General features: G+C 47.9%; 10 protein-coding genes. 9 read left to right on the forward strand and 1 reads right to left on the reverse strand.

The features are described 5' to 3' along the window. The first annotated feature begins 131 nt into the window (after positions 1–131). Positions 132–1,088: an ArsR/SmtB family transcription factor gene (locus KJS52_RS10510; RefSeq protein WP_213514748.1), complete on the forward strand. Its 957-nt coding sequence runs from the start codon at positions 132–134 to the stop codon at positions 1,086–1,088. 256 nt (positions 1,089–1,344) lie between these two features. Here the strand turns inward: KJS52_RS10510 and KJS52_RS10515 are convergent, their stop codons facing one another. Further along, positions 1,345–2,343 carry a glycoside hydrolase family 43 protein gene (locus KJS52_RS10515; RefSeq protein ID WP_213514750.1) on the reverse strand — a complete coding sequence of 333 codons (999 nt, stop codon included), beginning with the start codon at positions 2,341–2,343 and terminating at the stop codon, positions 1,345–1,347. A gap of 258 nt (positions 2,344–2,601) precedes the next feature. Here KJS52_RS10515 and KJS52_RS10520 point away from each other — a divergent pair, with 258 nt between their 5' ends. The 8 genes from KJS52_RS10520 to KJS52_RS10555 all read left to right on the forward strand — a co-directional run bounded on the left by KJS52_RS10520 (position 2,602) and on the right by KJS52_RS10555 (position 17,609). Next, a complete protein-coding gene (locus KJS52_RS10520; RefSeq protein WP_213514752.1) occupies positions 2,602–6,357 on the forward strand; it encodes an alpha-L-arabinofuranosidase family protein in 3,756 nt (1,251 codons plus the stop codon). A 410-nt stretch (positions 6,358–6,767) separates the two neighbouring features. Continuing rightward, on the forward strand, positions 6,768–8,177 hold the full coding sequence (locus tag KJS52_RS10525; RefSeq protein WP_213514754.1) for an ABC transporter substrate-binding protein: 1,410 nt from the start codon (positions 6,768–6,770) through the stop codon (positions 8,175–8,177). 100 nt (positions 8,178–8,277) lie between these two features. Next, positions 8,278–11,256, forward strand: coding sequence for an extracellular solute-binding protein (locus KJS52_RS10530; RefSeq protein ID WP_213514756.1), 2,979 nt, complete (start codon positions 8,278–8,280; stop codon positions 11,254–11,256). Continuing rightward, positions 11,253–12,218: a carbohydrate ABC transporter permease gene (locus KJS52_RS10535; RefSeq protein WP_213514758.1), complete on the forward strand. Its 966-nt coding sequence runs from the start codon at positions 11,253–11,255 to the stop codon at positions 12,216–12,218. The genes KJS52_RS10530 and KJS52_RS10535 overlap by 4 nt, the downstream gene beginning before the upstream one ends. Positions 12,219–12,220: 2 nt before the next feature. Next, positions 12,221–13,087 (forward strand): carbohydrate ABC transporter permease, encoded by an 867-nt coding sequence (locus KJS52_RS10540; protein ID WP_213514759.1) that lies wholly within the window; start codon positions 12,221–12,223, stop codon positions 13,085–13,087. An 11-nt stretch (positions 13,088–13,098) separates the two neighbouring features. Next, positions 13,099–14,604 (forward strand): hypothetical protein, encoded by a 1,506-nt coding sequence (locus KJS52_RS10545; protein WP_213514761.1) that lies wholly within the window; start codon positions 13,099–13,101, stop codon positions 14,602–14,604. Beyond that, positions 14,601–15,215 (forward strand): YIP1 family protein, encoded by a 615-nt coding sequence (locus KJS52_RS10550; protein ID WP_213514763.1) that lies wholly within the window; start codon positions 14,601–14,603, stop codon positions 15,213–15,215. The genes KJS52_RS10545 and KJS52_RS10550 overlap by 4 nt, the downstream gene beginning before the upstream one ends. Before the next feature lie 12 nt (positions 15,216–15,227). Continuing rightward, positions 15,228–17,609 (forward strand): DUF5696 domain-containing protein, encoded by a 2,382-nt coding sequence (locus KJS52_RS10555; RefSeq protein ID WP_213514765.1) that lies wholly within the window; start codon positions 15,228–15,230, stop codon positions 17,607–17,609. Positions 17,610–17,611: the final 2 nt, after the last annotated feature.

The following is a 17,611-nucleotide window of genomic DNA, read 5'->3' on the forward strand; positions in this document are numbered from 1 at the left end:
CATGATGATTAATTGTACGCTGACGCATCCTTTTTTTGTAGCATCCCGACATATCAGAATTGTTAATTTTATGCTATACTTAATCAAGTTATATATTATTAATGAGTTTATTATTAATAAGGTGGTCGACTATGAAGATAGATATTTCCCAGCATTCTTTGCCTGTTTATGAGGCGCTGGCGAGCAATGTGCGGATCGAGATGATTCGCCTGCTTGCTGTAAAATCGATGAACATTAAGGAATTGGCGGATGCTATGAATTTGAGCAGCGCAATTATGACGATGCATGTCAAGAAGCTGGAGCGTGCAGGTATTATAAAATCGTCCATGCAGCCCGGTAAGGGCGGAGCGAAAAAGGTATGTACGCTTGTAACGGATTCAATCGAAATCATATTTCCGCCTAAGGTGGAGAGCGTGTTTCGTGATTGTCATGTAACTGAGGTTTCAGTTGGTCATTATACAGACTTTGAGGTGACGCCGACCTGCGGCCTGGCTACGACCGTCAAGGTGCTTGGCATGTTCGATGAGCCGCGCGCCTTTCTTGAGCCAGAACGTGTAAACGCTAAAATATTGTGGTTCGGTCAAGGCTTTGTCGAGTATCGGCTTGCCAACTATCTTAATAAAAACGAAGTTCCAGTGGAGCTGGAAATTTCCATGGAGATTTCCTCCGAGGCTCCATTTGCTAACGAAAACTGGCCGTCTGATATTACCTTCAATTTAAATGGCGTAGATTTGGGCATGTGGACAAGCCCCGGCGATTTCGGCGGAGACAAGCAGCGCGGTCGCTACACACCTGATTGGTGGTGGGATGAAATTAACCAGTACGGCTTGCTTAAGGTGCTGAAAATTAATAATGAAGGCACTTTTATTGACGGCACGCAAATTTCGAATGTGACGCTCAAGGATCTTGATCTGGAGCTGACACAGTGGAAATTTAGAATTTCCGTACATGAGGACGCTGAAAATGTAGGAGGTGTCACGTTATTCGGCAGCGGCTTTGGCAACTACAACCAGGACATCGTGTTTAAGCTGTACTATGATCGCAAGCTGACAGAAGCGGAAATGCAAGAAATGAATAAGAAAAAATGACAAAGCAAATGCCCATATTTAAATCAAAAGTGATGCTCATTGATAACTTCTGTGTGAGCATCATTTTTTTGTGTAATTTCGCTCTTGATTTTTTTGCCGAGAGTGGTAACTTTACTTTAAAGGTTCTCCACTCATGTCTTTTTGTATTTAAAAAGTTGAAGCCGTTGAACTTATACTTGTCGTAAAAGTTCAACGGCTGTCTTTTTTCAGTTGGGCGGTTTTTGACCCAGCTTCTTTTTATTTATACAAAATTTAACTAGCTTATTACTTGTGCATTAACACTTGCCGAAGCAGGAAGCGCTGCGCGTGTAAGCGGCTTTCCGAAATCCGGGAAACCGGATGGTGTCCAGCTAATCGGCTGCACGCATGTATGGCGATTAGGATCATACAGCGGATCGCCAACGATTTCTTTGTAATTGCGCGCATGATAAACAAGCAAATCTGTAACGCCGTCCTCGGCAACTGTAAAGCTGTTATGGCCTGGGCCGAAAATCGACAGCTCCTCGCGTGTGCTGAAAATTGGAGCCGGTGATTTATGCCAGGAGGCTGGGTCAAGCAGATCGCTATTTTCATCTGCCCATAGCAAGCCCATGCAATAATTATGATCTGTAGCGCTTGCAGAATAGGACATAAAGATTTTCCCGTTGCGCTTAAGGATGGCCGCTCCTTCATTAACAAGGAAGCCGATTTTTTCCCATTCATATTCAGGGATCGAAATGCAGGCTTGCTGATCGGAAATCGTCCAAGGGTTGATCATTGGAGCGATATAGAGATTGGAGTTCCCAGGGATCGCAGGATCCTTTTGCGCCCATACATAGTAGCGAACACCGCGGTGCTCGAAGGAGGTCGCATCCAGCGAGAAGGATTCCCACTTTGTTTTAACCTGTCCTTTCTCTAGCCATGGACCTTCCAAAGGATTGCTGGCTTCACATTCCAGCGCAAACATGCGATGGTCGAACAGACCCTCGTTCGTTTCTGCGGTACGTGCGGCAGCAAAATAAATGTACCACTTATTGTTAATAAAATGAATTTCAGGCGCCCAAATATTCGCGCTCATCGGTCCTGAATCGTATTTTCTCCAGCAAACGACTGGCTCGGCAGCTGCAAGTCCGCTAATTGTAGTGGCACGTCTTAGCTCTATACAATCATAAGCAGGAACCGACCCTGTAAAGTAGTAATAGCCATCAGTATGCTTATAGATCCAAGGATCAGCGCGTTGAGGAATAATCGGGTTTACATACTCGGTTGTAGGCATTGGGTAAATTCAATCCTCCTCATTAAAAGTTAATATAAACATTAAGTATTTAGAATAATATTAATATCACATAAAGTGAATGCTTTGTCTAGTGGTTAATTTAAAAACGGACAAAAATTAGTAGCCACATGCAAAAAAAGTGAGAATTTTGCCTACTGGACTATTGAAAAACGTTAAGCTCTAGGTTAAACTGATTCGCATATAGATTAATTATGTAATTAATTTGTTAACGATAATACGAATCAGTAGGTGATATTGATGAAGCAACCAGTCCACAATCATGAGCAGTTAGTTTTACATTATGCATCTGTTGAAAGAGAGAGTCCTGGCACGGATCATTCCGGTAATGGCAATCATGCAACCGTTTACGGAAACGGTCAGCTTCCGGTCGCTGCGATTTTGCAGGGGCGGCCGGCAATTCTGTTTCAAGGCGGCAAGCATGGCAGCGGCTATCTTCAGCTTCCTGAGCATATTTTGTCAGAAGTTAATGATGATACCGGCTTAACGGTCGCCAGCTGGATTTATTTGCAGTCAGGGCAAAGCGTATGGGAAAGAATTTTTGATTTTGGTGAAGGAGAGCAGGGGCCGTACATGTTTTTGACGCGCAATTTGCGTGGCGCTTGCTTTAACGGCTCGGATATCGCTGTAGATTATAATAAGCAGCTGCCTGTCGGGGAGTGGTTCCATGCCGCCTTGTCAATTAGCGGCACTAAAGGGGCGACGGAAAGCAGCGCCGGGCCGAAGCTTTATCTTAATGGACAGCTTGTCGTGGACGGCTCGATCAGCCAAACATCAAGCGGAGCTTATTTGAAGTATCGCCAGTGGCTGGCGACTTTGGCAGGCGATGGCTACAGCCGCAACTATATTGGACGCTCGCAGTTTGCTGCTGATCCAGATTTTCTCGGTGCGATTTCAGATTTCCGCTTATATCGCACAGCTTTGTCGGATCAGGATATTATTACGCTGATGTGCGAGACGTTAAGTGATCGGCAGATCGTAGCGTTGGCAGGCGAAAGCGATCTCTCCTTGCCTTCATCAATCATTAAGGATTCAATTGCTTTGCCGCAGTCGCTGCTTGGCGGGCTGGTAACGATTGAGTGGAGCTCGTCCAAGCTGGACGTACTGTCAGCTGAAGGCGTAGTTAACGAAAAGCTGACAGAGCCGCAAGCAGTCAAGCTAACAGCTGAATTATGCCGCGGAGCGGAAAGCCGCAAGCTTGGCTTTGAGCTGACGGTGCTGCCGAAAACGGAGATTCCATATGAAATTGTATTGCAGCCGCAGGGCAAAACGGTAGAGGTAAGCCCTGATCTGTACGGCTTGTTTTATGAGGATATTAATAATGCGGCAGACGGCGGTATTTATGCTGAGCTTGTACGCAATCGCAGCTTTGAGGCCTTTACGTTCGACAGCTTTTCTCATGTATGCGGTGAAAACGGTCATTCAACCGGGCGCAGACGCAATCCGCTGGAAGGCTGGTATGGCGAGCTTGAAAAGCTGGAGGTTTGTACGGAAGGCGGGCTGAATGAGCATTTTGGCTTGCAGGATGCCGAGATCAATGCAACCTATGTTACGGCTGCTGCTGGAGCTACGATTATAAATAAGGGCTATAACGACAACAACCATCAATGCGCGATGTCGTTTGTCGCGAATGAAGGCTATGGTTTTACGATTTGGGCAAAGGCTGAGGCCAATGCTTCCATTCAGATTGAATTGCAAAATGCGGACGGACAAACGATTAGCGAGCAGTTAAGCATTGAGCTGCAGCCTGACGGCAAATGGCGCAAATATGGCATCGAGCAGCCGCTCCGTCTAACAGCGGCTGCCACTGTGCTTGGTCAGCTGGCAATCAGCTTCACAGGCTCTGCTTCTATTGATATGGTATCGTTATTTCCTGAGCAGGTATGGGGAGCGAGTGAGGAAGCAGGCTCGCCAAGCGCTCATCGCAACTATTTGGGCAATCCCAACTATCGCTTGCGCAAGGATATGGTCGTAGCGCTGCAAAATATGAAGCCTCGCTTTTTACGTTTTCCAGGGGGCTGTATTTCCGAGGGCTCTCATGTTTGGGATAACGTCTATGATTGGAAGCATTCTGTTGGCGAGGTTGAGCTGCGCAAGGAAAATTTCAATGTATGGGGCTATATGATGACGCTCGGTCTTGGCTATATGGAATATTTCCAGCTGGCTGAGGATTTGAACGCGACTCCGCTTCCGGTAATGGCCTGCGGCGTGCTTTGCCAGGCGCGTAGCGATTATGCGAATCCGGCAGGAGGGAAGCTGCGAGATTACTATATTAAAAACTTTACCGATTTAATAGATTTTGCAATTAGCGAGGACATTGAAGGCAATGAATGGGCGAGAATGCGTGCCAGCATGGGCCATCCTGAGCCGTTTGAGCTGCGCTATTTAGGCGTTGGCAATGAAAACTGGGGCACAGAGTTTTTCGCCAACTTTGAAATTTTTTATGCGGCGATCGAGCGTTATATGCAGAAGCATTATCCTGGACACAAGCTGACAATTATATCGACAGTTGGAGCGCAAGCCGATGATGATGCGTATCAGCAGGGCTGGAAGTTTTTGCGCGGAAAGTACGAGGGCAGTGAAACGATCGCATTTACCGACGGCTGCTGCAGTGTAGAGGAAACGATAAGCTGGTATCGCGACAAGCCGCATTATATGGATACGATTGTTGATGAGCATTATTACCGCTCTAACGATTATTTGCTTGTCAATGCTGATCGCTACAACTATTATTTCCGCGCCTACAATGAGCAGGGTCAGCTTGATGAGACACTGACAAGCAAGGTATTCGTAGGTGAGTATGCCTCTAACGATAAAAATACGCTGGCGGGAGCAATTGCGGAAGCTGCAATTATGACGGGCTTTGAAAACAATGCGGATGTTGTGCGCCTGGCAGCCTATGCGCCATTGTTCAACAAGGTGCTGACGGACGGCTCCTACCGCTGGACGCCGGATTGCATTTGGTTTGATGATACCGATATTTGGTTCACGCCAAATTATTATGTGCAGGCGATGTTTGCCGAATATATTGGCACGCGAACCGTAGCAAGCCAGTTCCATACCTATCGCAATGGCAGCAAAGCAGCCTTGAAGCCGCAAGGGGGAATCAGCCTGTCGACCGCCAATGCGCATATTGTGCTGAAATCAGTTGTCGTTAAGGATGAATTGAGCGGAGAAACGCTGTTTGAGCAGGATTTTGCTAAGCCGCTTCATTCGGCATGGCGCTGGCTTGAAGGCAGTGGCGCCTCTCAGTGGCAGTCAGGCGAAGGAGTAGTGCTGCAGCCGACTGGCGGCAAGCGTACAGGGCTGTACCTGGAAGCAAGCTGGAGCAAGGTTGTAGTCGAGGTGGTCGCGCATTATCGGTCAGGCAAGGATGGATTGTACATTGGCGTTGGACTGCAGCAGGCAAATACATCGAAAACTGATGTGATCGAATACGTTGCCGGCGAGCACGGCAAGGCAACTGGCATAAAAGTGTTCAAAAAAGGGGTAGAGGCATATACGCTGGGAGACTTTGCTTCCAGTACGATGGCCGGCAATTTGCGTGCTGCTTACGATGAACAGCTTGAAGATGATACCGTATACTGCTATCGCGTCGTTTACGGCGGCAGTGAAGGGGATACGCTGCATTGCTCGCATCGCAAGCAGGGCGAGGAGCAGGATCGTTTTGCCGTAGCCTACAAGCTTGAAGCCTACAATGACGAGGTATTCTACTCTACTACAATGGATGACAAGCATGTATATATGAAGCTTGTAAATGCGGATGCGGTCAGCAAAGAGGTAAGGGTTGACTTGTCTCAATTTGCGTTGCAAGAGCAGTACCAGACGATTGTACTAACGGGAGCTGCGGATTTATTGCATGTGCCTAATGTCAATAAGAAACGAGCAGAGCTGATTACGCCGCGCAAGGAAACGGCCAGCCTGCAGCAAAATGAAGCGATTTTGCTGCTGCCACCGCATTCCGTGCAGGTTGTTGTATGGGAGCTAAAGCGATGAAGTAGCCAACCCAGTATGGATGTTAGAAGCGGGAGCAGGATGGCAGCTCCCGCTTCCTTAATGCGGTGTCAGGCAAGCTGCCTGCACATTGATTAAAAAAAATGTAGAAAGTTTATTGTTTATGTATTGACTAATCATTAATAAATAAGTAATCTATTAACAAAGACATAAACGATAAGCGTTGATTTGATGATTGCGCTTTCTTCTCGCCTTTCATATTTGAAATTTTCTTTTTTAATGCATGTGTAAGCGATTGCAACATGGATTAATAAAAAGTTAATTCGGTCAAAGCAAAATGCGAGAAAAATAGCGAAAACGAGTCAAATTGTTAATGTTTATGTTAATTTAAGACTACATCAGGGGTCACACATCACAGATTCTCCAACAAACACAAATTGGGAGGTAAAGACATGAAATTTGCAAAATCTAGCAAAATGATGTTCGTACTACTGACATTGCTTTTGGTTCTATCAGCATGCTCCGGTGGCAATTCGGGCTCTAATAGCGGCAACGGCAATGGCAATGCGACAAGCACACCTGCAAATGCAGAAGGCTCCAATAACGGAGGCGCTGGAAATGGAACAGCAGGAGGCGTTGAAGAGGATTTCGGCAAGGATGTATCTGGTGAAGTAACGATTTGGGTATTTAATGAAAACGTATTCGAGGAAGTAGCGGCTGCGTTTATGGCGGAATATCCGAATATTAAAGTAAACACTGTATTTGTGCCATTTGCTGAGCTGCATGACAACTTGCAAACAGCTCTGGCCAGCGGTACAGGCGCACCTGATATCGCCGAGGTTGAGGTTGGCAACTTTACGCGCTATGTAACTGGCGGGGTGCTTGAAAACCTGCTTGAAGAACCATATAACGCAGGGAAATATAAAGATCTGGTTCCTGCATACAACTGGGAGCGCTGGATGAGCCCAGACGGTACACAATTGCTTGGCATGCCTTGGGATTCTACGCCAGGTGTATGGTACTACCGCGCCGATATTATAGAGGAGCTTGGCTTCCCGAGCGATCCTGAAGAGCTGGGCGAATTCATTAAGGATGGCGAAAACTTCCTGCAGCTGGCACAAGCTGCTGCTGCACAAGGAAAGCAAGTAATGGAATGGCGTGACGGTCCGATTCACTGGGCTGGTGATGAGATCGGCTATTTCGATGATAATCTGGCTTGGGTTCGTGAAACCGATAAGCTTGTACAAGTGCTTGACTATACGAAGCGCGGCAATCAGCTAGGCTGGGCACCGCATTTGGCTTATGGCACTGAAGAAGGCAAGCCGCTAGTTCAATCAGGTCAATTGATCGGCTTGGCGCTAGGCTCTTGGGGTGCGCGTGACTTGGAAATTAACTTCCCGGAGCAAGCTGGCAAATGGAAAGTAACGAATCTGCCGTTTGATATCAACTTCCCGATTGGCGGCTCCAGCTTCGTTATTCCTTCTCAATCCAACAACAAAGAAGCGGCGTGGGTGTATTTGCAATGGGCAATGCGTTCACAAACAGCTTGGGAAATTTGGACAAAATACTCGATTCAGCCAGGCTACACTGATATTGCACAGCAGGATTGGTACGCTAGCCATGAAAGCGAGTTCCTAGGCGGTCAGCAGGATTACAAGCTTTATGAGCAAATCGCAGCTAATATTCCGACGAAACGCTTGAACCCGCTTGACGGCGCGGCATGGGGAATTTGGGTGCCTCGTATTCTCGATGCGCTCGACAACAACGTTGACTCCCGTACAACGCTGCAACTGGCGAAGGAAGATGTAGAGTCGATGCTGGCAGAGGATATCGCCAAGCTTAAGGCTGATCTAGGTAAATAACAATTGTAGTGCTTCTATCCGAATCAAGTCGCCCCGACTTGATTCGGATTGTTTGCCGCATAAGCCGAACAATACTTGATTATGATTGGGGGGGAGCCGCTTGGTCAGATTTTTGAAGAAATATACAGGGACCATATTGATATTGATTGCTTTGGCGTCCATTTCGATATGGTGGTATAACAATCGCAGTTTTGATCAAAATGTGATGGCCGATGTGCCGCGCCATACTGACTTGAATGAAGCCTCCTTATTGGATGGAGAGAAAACAGCTGCACTTTTGGAGCAAAGCTATTACAAATATTATTACGGTCATGTTGATCAAGGCGCATCCGACGTTAAGGATGTGCATATTATCGTTCCTTCAATCGATTACAGTGCAATTAGTGAAACTGGAACAACAGTTGAGCGCAATCTTGACGGACAATTTGGTGAAGTCATCGCGCTGCGCGATGAAAATAGCTGGGTTGAATACGAGATAGATATTCCCCAGGATGGATTTTATGCGATTGGCATGGATTATTATGCGCTTGAAGGCAAGCGCTCCGGCCTTGTTAGAAGTATAAAGGTTGACGGAGAATATCCGTTCTATCAAGCGAAGCAAGTAAAATTTCAACGCATGTGGCGAGAGCATGGCGAGCCTTGGTACGACAATCAGGGCAATGAGTATAATCCGAAGCGTGAAGAGGTGTTCGGATGGCAATACCGCGACTTTATTGATGCAGAGGCAAAGGTAGCGGAAAGCTTCCGCTTCTATTTTAGCAAGGGCAAGCACAGCATCAGAATCGAAGCGATTCGCGAGCCGGGAGCAATCGGACAGCTGCATATTTATGCGCCAAAGGTCGTTCCTACATACGAAGAGGTGTCTGCGCAATACAAGCAGGACAATCTTAAGGAGACGACTGGTCACTATATGACGTTCCAGGCCGAGCTTGCTACGTTAAGATCTGATCCCACTTTAAAACGAATAGAAGACCGCGAGCCTGACACTGTTCCATTTAATAGTGAAGCGATCGTGCTTAATAGTTTTGGAGGATTAAGCTGGCGCGATGGTGGTCAATGGGCGGAATGGGAAATCGAAGTGCCAGAAAGCGGCTTATATAATATAGGCATTCGTTTTGGACAATGGTTCCTTAACGGATTCCCGGTACAGCGCAAAGTATATATTAACGGAGAGCTTCCGTTCATTGAAATGAATTCAGTGCCGTTTCCTTACAAGCAGGAATGGCAAATTAGCAACCTCAGTCAATCGCATGAGGAAGACTATTTGTTCTATCTGAAGGAAGGCAAAAACACGATCCGTATGGAAGTGCAGGTCGGCGATCTCGGTGAGGTGCTGGAGCTTGTAACCGACACGACGCAAAAGATGAGCGAGCTTACGCGCGAGGTCATTCGCGTTACAGGCACTAACCCTGACCCGAATGCAGATTGGAAGCTTGACCGCAACATTCCTGGCATCGTCGAGCGCCTGCAAAATATGGCGTGGAGTATTGAGGATGCTATTACGCTGTTGGCGCTGTTTGGCGTTGATGAAGGCAGCTCCGAAATTAGTACGCTGTATGAAGCGAGAGGCGTACTTGTCGACATGGCAGACAATACGCGCTCGATTCCAGCGCGTCTAAATCAATTCAGAGAGCTGCAATCTGCGCTTGGCCTATGGGTAAACGGCCTAAGCAAGCAAAGCTTGCTAATCGACTACATTATTGTGAAATCGCCTGATCAGGATTGGCCGCGTCCTGCTGCGCCAATTTATATTCGGATCGGCAACAGCATCAATGACCTGCTGATGACCTTTAGAAAAAATTATGGCGGTGTAGGTACGGTATACGATGAGGATGAAGAGGTGCTCGATGTCTGGATCGCTCGCGGTCGAGACTGGGTCGATATTATTAAGCAAATGATTGATGAGGATTTCACGCCAGAGACTGGCATCAAAGTGAATGTAAACGTTATTCCTGCCAATCAGTCGCAGGTGCTGATGCTGGCCAATACATCAGGACTTGCTCCTGATGTCGCACTAGGCGTCGATGGAGAGGTGCCGATTGACTTTGCGGTACGTAACGCATTGGTCGATCTGGGCAGCTTCGATGACTATGAGGAAGTGGCAGCTCGCTTCCGTCCAGGTGCGCTTATTCCGTACAAATACAACGGCGGAAACTACGCGCTGCCTGAAAATCAGAACTTCTACATGCTGTTCTATCGCAAGGACATTATGGCGGAGCTTGGCTACGATGAAGAGGATATGCCTGAAACATGGGATGATGTAATGGAGCTGATCCCGATCCTGCAGCAAAACGGGATGGATTTCTATTATCCGCATGCGATCAATGATACGAAGCAGGCGATCAACGAATTTGCCCCATTCCTGTTCCAGCATGGCGGGGAGTTTTATACGGAAAACGGCAGCAAGTCAGCGCTTGATTCTCCAGAAGCGATTGAAGCGATGAGAATGTGGACGGGACTGTTTACCAACTACAAAATCGAGAAGCAGGCTGATTTCTACAACCGATTCCGTTCGGGCGAAATGCCGATTGGTGTAGCGGACTACTCGACTTATATTCTATTGTCTACCGCAGCTCCTGAGCTGACAGGCTGGTGGGGAATGAAGCCAATGCCAGGCATCATGCAGGAGGATGGCAAAATCAATCGCTCAACAGGCGGCTTGGCGCAAACCGGTATGATTTTCAAGGATACCGATCATCCGGAGCAGTCTTGGGAGTTCCTCAAATGGTGGACGAGTGCCGATGCGCAAGAGCGCTTTGGTTCTGAGCTGGAAGCACTGCTTGGTGTTGAAGCGCGCTGGAATACAGCGAATGTTGAAGCACTGCAGCGTTTGCCTTGGCAAGCAGAAGACATTGAAGCCATTCTTGAGCAATGGGAGTGGTTCCGCGAGCGCGAGGTCGTGCTAGGCGGCTACTACACAACTCGTTATGTTGCAAATATGTGGAATGAAATTGTATTGAACGGCCGAATTGTCCGTGAATCCGTTGAGGACGGCGTGAAAGAGATTAATAAAGAGCTCGCCAAGAAGCGGGAAGAATTCGGTCTGGATAAAGAAGATCAAGGAGGGACGACAGAATGATAGCTGAAAAAACAGAGAGTCAGGCAGGTGCAGTGTTGCCTCGTTCTGAGTCCCGCTTGAAGCAGAAGCTCAAATGGTTTTGGGCGGATGTGAAGCGCAGCAAGGTGTCGCTGCTTTTTGTAGCGCCCTTCCTGCTATTGTTTACGCTGTTTATCGTAGTTCCGATTATTATTTCGATGTCACTCAGCTTTACGTACTATAACATTTTGGAGTCGCCGCGCTTTATCGGCTTCTCCAACTACAAGCTGCTGTTCATTGAAGATGATATTTTTATGCAGGCAGTTGGCATTACGTTGAAGTTTGCGATTATTACGGGACCAATTGGCTATATTATGGCGTTTTTGCTCGCTTGGCTGATTAGCCAGATTCCGAGAAAATATCGCTTCTTTTACACGCTTTGCTTCTATACACCGTCGATTGCCAGCGGTACGGCGATGTCTGTCGTTTGGCTGTATTTGTTCGCCGGCGACCGTAAGGGCTTGCTCAATCATTGGCTGATTCAGCTCGGCATTATGGATGAACCGTTTCTGTTTCTGCAGGATATTCGTTCAATCGTGCCGGTTATCGTTATCGTATCGCTATGGATGAGCATGGGGGTAGGCTTCCTGGCCTTTCTTGCAGGCTTGCAAAACGTGCCGAAGGATTTATATGAAGCAGGCGATATTGACGGCATTCGCAATCGCTGGCAGCGCCTATGGTACATTACGATTCCATCGGTTAAGCCGCAGCTTCTGTTTGGTGCGGTTATGCAGGTCGTTGCCTCGCTTCAAGTATTCGACATTAGCGTTCAGCTTGTCGGCTTGCCGAGCCCATTGTATGCGGGTCATACGATTCTGACGCATTTGTTCGATTATGCCTTTATCCGTTTTGAAATGGGCTACGCATCAGCGATTGCCGTTGTACTGTTCTTGCTGATGATGGGCTTGAACCGCTTAATCTTTAATCTGTTAGGGAGGGATTAATGGTGTCTCGATTGCGATCAATTAGAAGAAAAATAGACTGGGGCGGCATCGTTCTGTACACCTTTCTAACAGCTTTTGGGCTGCTTATGCTAATGCCGCTTGTATATTTGGCATCGACGGCATTGAAGCCGATCAGCGAGCTGTTCCTGTTCCCGCCTAGATTTTTTGTAATGAATCCAACGCTGGTTAACTTTCGCGACCTGTTGCTCGTTACAGGAACATCAACGGTGCCTTTTATTCGCTTTATTTTCAACAGCATAATTGTAACGGCCGGCATTGTCGGCGGCGGCGTTATTATTTCGGCTTTGGCAGCGTATCCGCTAGCCAAGCACAATATGGTATTCAAAAAGTTTTTCTTTGATCTTATCGTAGCGTCGCTTATGTTCTCGCCGCTAGTATTGCAAATTCCGCAATATTTGATTATGAGCAAATCCGGCTTGATGAACACGTACTTTGCCTTGATTTTGCCTTATCTTGCTGCTCCGGTCGGAATGTTCCTGATGGTGCAGTTTCTGCGGCAAATTCCTGACGCCTTGCTGGAGGCAGCGAGAATTGACGGCGCCAGCGAATGGAAAATTTTCTGGTCGATCGTAATGCCGATGCTGAAGCCGGCTATTGCAACCTTTGCGCTGTTCAGCTTCATTACAGCATGGAATGATCCTTATCCAGCGATGGTTTATACGACGAGTGAAAATATGAAGTCCTTGCCGCTTGCGATTCAGACGATTCAAGGCGGGGTCGGGGTCATAGCGCGTGTCGGCACCTTCGCTGCTGCGAGCTTCCTGATGATTATTCCAACCTTGCTTGTCTTTATCGGAACGCAGCGCATGGTGCTTCAAACGATGGCTCATTCGGGCTTGAAGGAATAGGGGGACATAGGATGAAAAGCTTGAAAAAAGTGCGAATCATCGTGCTCATGACGTTTATGATGTCCTTGCTAGCTTCAACCGCCAATGCGGCTACGCCCTATGAAAGCTATACGATTAATTCACAAGGACAGGATATTCGTTCGATAGCAGGCTTTGTATACGAAGGCTCAATTACAGGTCTTGATCTGGAATCTGGCGCGCTCGTTCGACCTGAATCATTGTTTATTACAGCTGACGGGATGATTTACATAGCGGACGCGGGCAATAACCGCATCGTTCAGTTGAATAAGCAGCATCAATATGTACGCACGATCGGCGATGCGGAAGGTCCAGGCAAGCTGAGCGAGCCGAAGGGTGTTTATGTGAAGGAAGACGGGACGATTTATGTCGCCGACACGAAAAATGGGCGGATCGTCATTTTCAATAAGGACGGACAATTCGAGAAGGAGTTTTTGAAGCCGGAAAGTCCGTTGATCGGCTCTACCTTCTCCTATTCGCCATCGAAAATTATTTTGGATAAGCGCGATTATATGTATGTTGTCAGCGATGGCAATACACAAGGGTTGATTCAGCTTGACCCAACTGGTCAATTTAAAGGCTTCTACGGTGCCAACCACGTGGGCTTCAGCTGGTCGCGCCTGTTGATTCGCTTAATTGCGACAGAGTCGCAGCAGCAAAAGATTGCGACGGTACGTCCAGCGGAGTTTTCCAACCTTGATATCGACAAGGAAGGCTTTATGTATACGACAACGATTGGCGAAGCGTTCAATCAGATCAAGCGCCTGTCGCCAGTTGGCGTCGATACGCTGAACATAGGCATGCAGCGTCAATATGGTGACTTCTACAGCGCAGGACCGTTTTCCATGCCGTCCTTCATCGGCGTTTCTGTTGATCAGAACGGTATTATAACGGCGCTCGACTTGCAGACGAGCAAGGTGTTTCAGTACGACAAGCTGGGCAACTTCCTGTTTGCTTTCGGTGGAGTAGGCGAGCAGCGCGGCATGTTTACAACACCTGCCGATTTGGCGCAAACGGCTGACGGCGATATTTATGTCGTGGACCGCGGTCGCAATACGATCGAGGTGTTCCGCAAAACGCCATTTGCCGAGCTCGTGCAAAAAGCGTCAACCCTTTATGTTGATGGACGCTATGATGAAGCGAAGGAAATGTGGGCCGAGGTTATTCGTCTTAACAGCAACTACGAAATGGCTTATCAAGCGATCGGCAAAGCATTGTACAAGGAAGAAAAATATAAGGAAGCGATGGAGTACTTCAAGCTGGCCAGCGCCCGCGGCGATTACTCGATGGCCTTCAAGGAATATCGCAAGGAATTGATTAAGGAAAACTTTGCTGTCGTTGCGATTGGCATCATTGTCCTGTTCATATTGCTTCGCATTTATATTCCGAAGCTGACAAGATGGCTGGCCCGCAAGGTGAAGGAAAAATCGAAGCAGCAGCTTAATGCAGGTGCGCAACCAGCAGTGCAAGCAGTGGCAAAGGAGGGTGAGACGGTATGAGTCCATTCGTTATGATCCATAAAATCATTTTCCGTCCATTCGACTTTTTTGAGGACATTCAAAGTCCAGGCATGGTGCGGATCAAGCAAGCAGTTGCATTAATTATATGCGCCTATATCGCTCGCGTTATATCAATCTATTTGCTGGGCTTTTCCTTTGAAACGAGAGAAGCGTATCAAATATCGATTTTACAGGAAGCGATCTGGATCTTTATCCCGTGGTTTACATGGTGTGTAGCACATTGGGCGGTTGCGGCGATACTTGACGGGGAAGGCAAGTTTGTTGAAATTGTCTATGGCAGCGCCTATGCGCTCGTCCCTTATATCATTTTAATTATTCCGGTTACGCTTTTGACGCAGTTTTTGGCGCTTGATGAAGCGGGAATCGTAAATTTGCTAACCTACGGCATTTACGCCTGGGTAATCTGGCTGTTTCTGCTGAAGGTTAAAGTGCTGCACAACTTTGATTTGCCGAAAACATTGTTTATTAGCTTGCTGAGCATTATAGCGGTGCTAATTTTATGGTTCGTGTGCATTTTATTGTATGGTCTTGCTAATCAGTTTGTAAATTTCCTGCTGGATATTGTGAAGGAATTAAGACTAAGAGGATAGGAGGACTGCGTAATGAAGGTATCAAACATGAAGTGGAAAAGGCTGCTTACCGTAATGCTGCTTGTCGTTGTCCTTCTCAGCCAGTCGTCTGCGCTTCATTCACTGAGCGGGATTTATGCCGAGCGGGCTGATGAGCAAGGAGCAGAGGCTGAAGCAGCTGCAGCTGAGCAGCAAGCATCTGGCGCTGAGGGTGCAGAAGCGTCAGCAGCAGATACGGAAGCTGAAGCAGCAGGCGGTGCTGCTGCTGGAGCTGGAGCTGTTGCAGGAGCTGCCGGAGCAGAAGGCGAAGTGACGCTGTCGGATATTACGGCAACGAAGCAGGTGCTGCGCAATGAGCAGTTTACGCTATATTTGGACGAGAAAACGGGCAATGTGCGTGTAGTTAGCAATAAGACAGGCACAGAGTGGCTGGGCGCGCCTCAGGTTCCGTCGACGCTGCCGCCTAACAACAAAAAATTTGTTGATTCACCGCTGCATTTGCGCTTTACCGAAGGCTCGGATATTACGACGACTTATTCGCTCAAGGATAGCACGACGGCTACCAGCTACAAGGTTGATGGCGATCGGGTCGTGCTAGATATTAACTTTGGAGCAGAGGGCATTGCACTGCAAATGATTTATACATTGACCGAGCGCGGCCTGCAGCTCGATATTCCATTTGAAAGTATTGTGGAAAGCGGTACAGCCCGCTTGACGAGCCTTGAGCCGCTGCCATTTTTCAATGGCGCACTGGAGACGGACACTGGCGCTATGCTTATCCCTGACGGTTCGGGTGCGCTGCTTCATTTCCGTACCAATCATGAGCAATACTTGAAGGGCTATTCCGAGTATATTTATGGCAATGATACAACGTTTTTAACGCAAACGCATGATATGCTCGACAATGGCGTGAAACGCGCCAATACAGTTCGTGAGAGCATTGCGCTGCCTGTATTCGGCATGTATCGCAACGGGATTGGCTCGCTAGCCATCGTGAAGGACGGCCAATATGAAGCGAAAATCAATGCCACTCCTGCGGGCATTCGCGCGATTCCGGTCTATCGCAGTGCCGTTGAATTTATGTATCGCAAAAACGACACGATTTTCATCGGCAACTCCGGGCAAATTCCGTATTTCCAGGGGCAAATGATTCCAGGAAATCGCAGTGCGGAATATGTGCTGCTGGAGCAGAAGGATGCGAATTATGTTGGTATGGCCAAGGCATATCGCGATTATTTAATTAAAGAGCAAGGTGTTGTGCCAGTTGCCGATCAAACGCCTAATTTGTCGCTCAAGCTGTTTGGCGGCATTCTGCGCGAGGAAATTATCGGCGACACTTTCATTAAGATGACGACCTTCAAGCAGGCGCAAGATATTATTAGCAGGCTGAAGGCGAGCGGGGTAAGCAATATTGTTGCGACGTATGACGGCTGGACGAAGAATGGCGTTTATGGTGCTCAGCCGCAGCATAAAGCAGCACGCCAGCTGGGTGGACAGAAAGGGCTGGAGAGCCTGATCAGCTTTGCCAATGAGCAGAACGTTCCGCTTTATTTGAAGGCGAATTACGTTAAGCCGTTTGAGCAAACGGGCAAATACAACGAGCGCAAGGATGCGGTGCGCGGCATGGACCGTGAGCTGCTGGTTGCTACGCTTTACTGGCCGAGTGACCGCTGGAGCCGCAACAGCTTCAGCTTCCATTACTTGAAGCCTGAGCAAGCGCTTAATAAATATGTGAAAAAGCAGGTAGATGATTTTGCCGACTTCGGCGTGGATGGCGTTCAGCTGCAATATATGGGCAAGCTGATCTACTCCGATGAGGATAAAGCCTCGATTACGGATCGTTCGGTAGCAGCGGGAGCCTGGATCGAAAGCATGCAGCTCATGAAGGATCAGGTAGGCTCTGTTGCGGTGGAATACGGCAACGCTTATGCACTGGGCATCGTTGACCGGATTGAGGATGCTCCGCTTTACCATAGCAATTATACGTATACCGATGAAGCAGTGCCATTCTATCAGCTGGTATTGCACGGCCTGGTGCCGTATTATGCGGGACCGATCAATTTGCGCGAGGATGCAACGGTTGAATGGCTGAAGGCGATCGAATACGGTGCTTTGCCAAGCGCAGAGCTGACAGGAGAATTGAGCAGCAAGCTGCATCGTACAGCAGCAACGCGCTTGTTCAGCTCCTATGCTGATGATTGGATCGAACCGATTGCAGCGGAATTCCAGGAGCTGCAGCCAATGTATGAGGCGATTGCTGGTCAGCAAATGATGAACCATGAGCAATTGGCTGCTGGTGTTTTCCGCACAACGTACAGCAATGGCACAACGGTAATCGTCAATTACAACAATGAGGATGTAACGGTTGACGGCATTACGATCAAAAGCTTGAACTATACGTGGAATAAGGGGTGAAG

The sequence above is a fragment of the Paenibacillus montaniterrae genome (assembly GCF_018403185.1).
Lineage (GTDB): Bacteria > Bacillota > Bacilli > Paenibacillales > Paenibacillaceae > Pristimantibacillus > Pristimantibacillus montaniterrae.

What these genes read in the sequence shown, in the direction of transcription:
- KJS52_RS10510 (WP_213514748.1), top strand. Translation starts at nt 132, where the DNA reads ATGAAGATAGATATTTCCCAGCATTCTTTGCCTGTTTATGAGGCGCTG.
- KJS52_RS10515 (WP_213514750.1), bottom strand. Translation starts at nt 2,343, where the DNA reads ATGCCTACAACCGAGTATGTAAACCCGATTATTCCTCAACGCGCTGAT.
- KJS52_RS10520 (WP_213514752.1), top strand. Translation starts at nt 2,602, where the DNA reads ATGAAGCAACCAGTCCACAATCATGAGCAGTTAGTTTTACATTATGCA.
- KJS52_RS10525 (WP_213514754.1), top strand. Translation starts at nt 6,768, where the DNA reads ATGAAATTTGCAAAATCTAGCAAAATGATGTTCGTACTACTGACATTG.
- KJS52_RS10535 (WP_213514758.1), top strand. Translation starts at nt 11,253, where the DNA reads ATGATAGCTGAAAAAACAGAGAGTCAGGCAGGTGCAGTGTTGCCTCGT.
- KJS52_RS10545 (WP_213514761.1), top strand. Translation starts at nt 13,099, where the DNA reads ATGAAAAGCTTGAAAAAAGTGCGAATCATCGTGCTCATGACGTTTATG.
- KJS52_RS10550 (WP_213514763.1), top strand. Translation starts at nt 14,601, where the DNA reads ATGAGTCCATTCGTTATGATCCATAAAATCATTTTCCGTCCATTCGAC.
- KJS52_RS10555 (WP_213514765.1), top strand. Translation starts at nt 15,228, where the DNA reads ATGAAGGTATCAAACATGAAGTGGAAAAGGCTGCTTACCGTAATGCTG.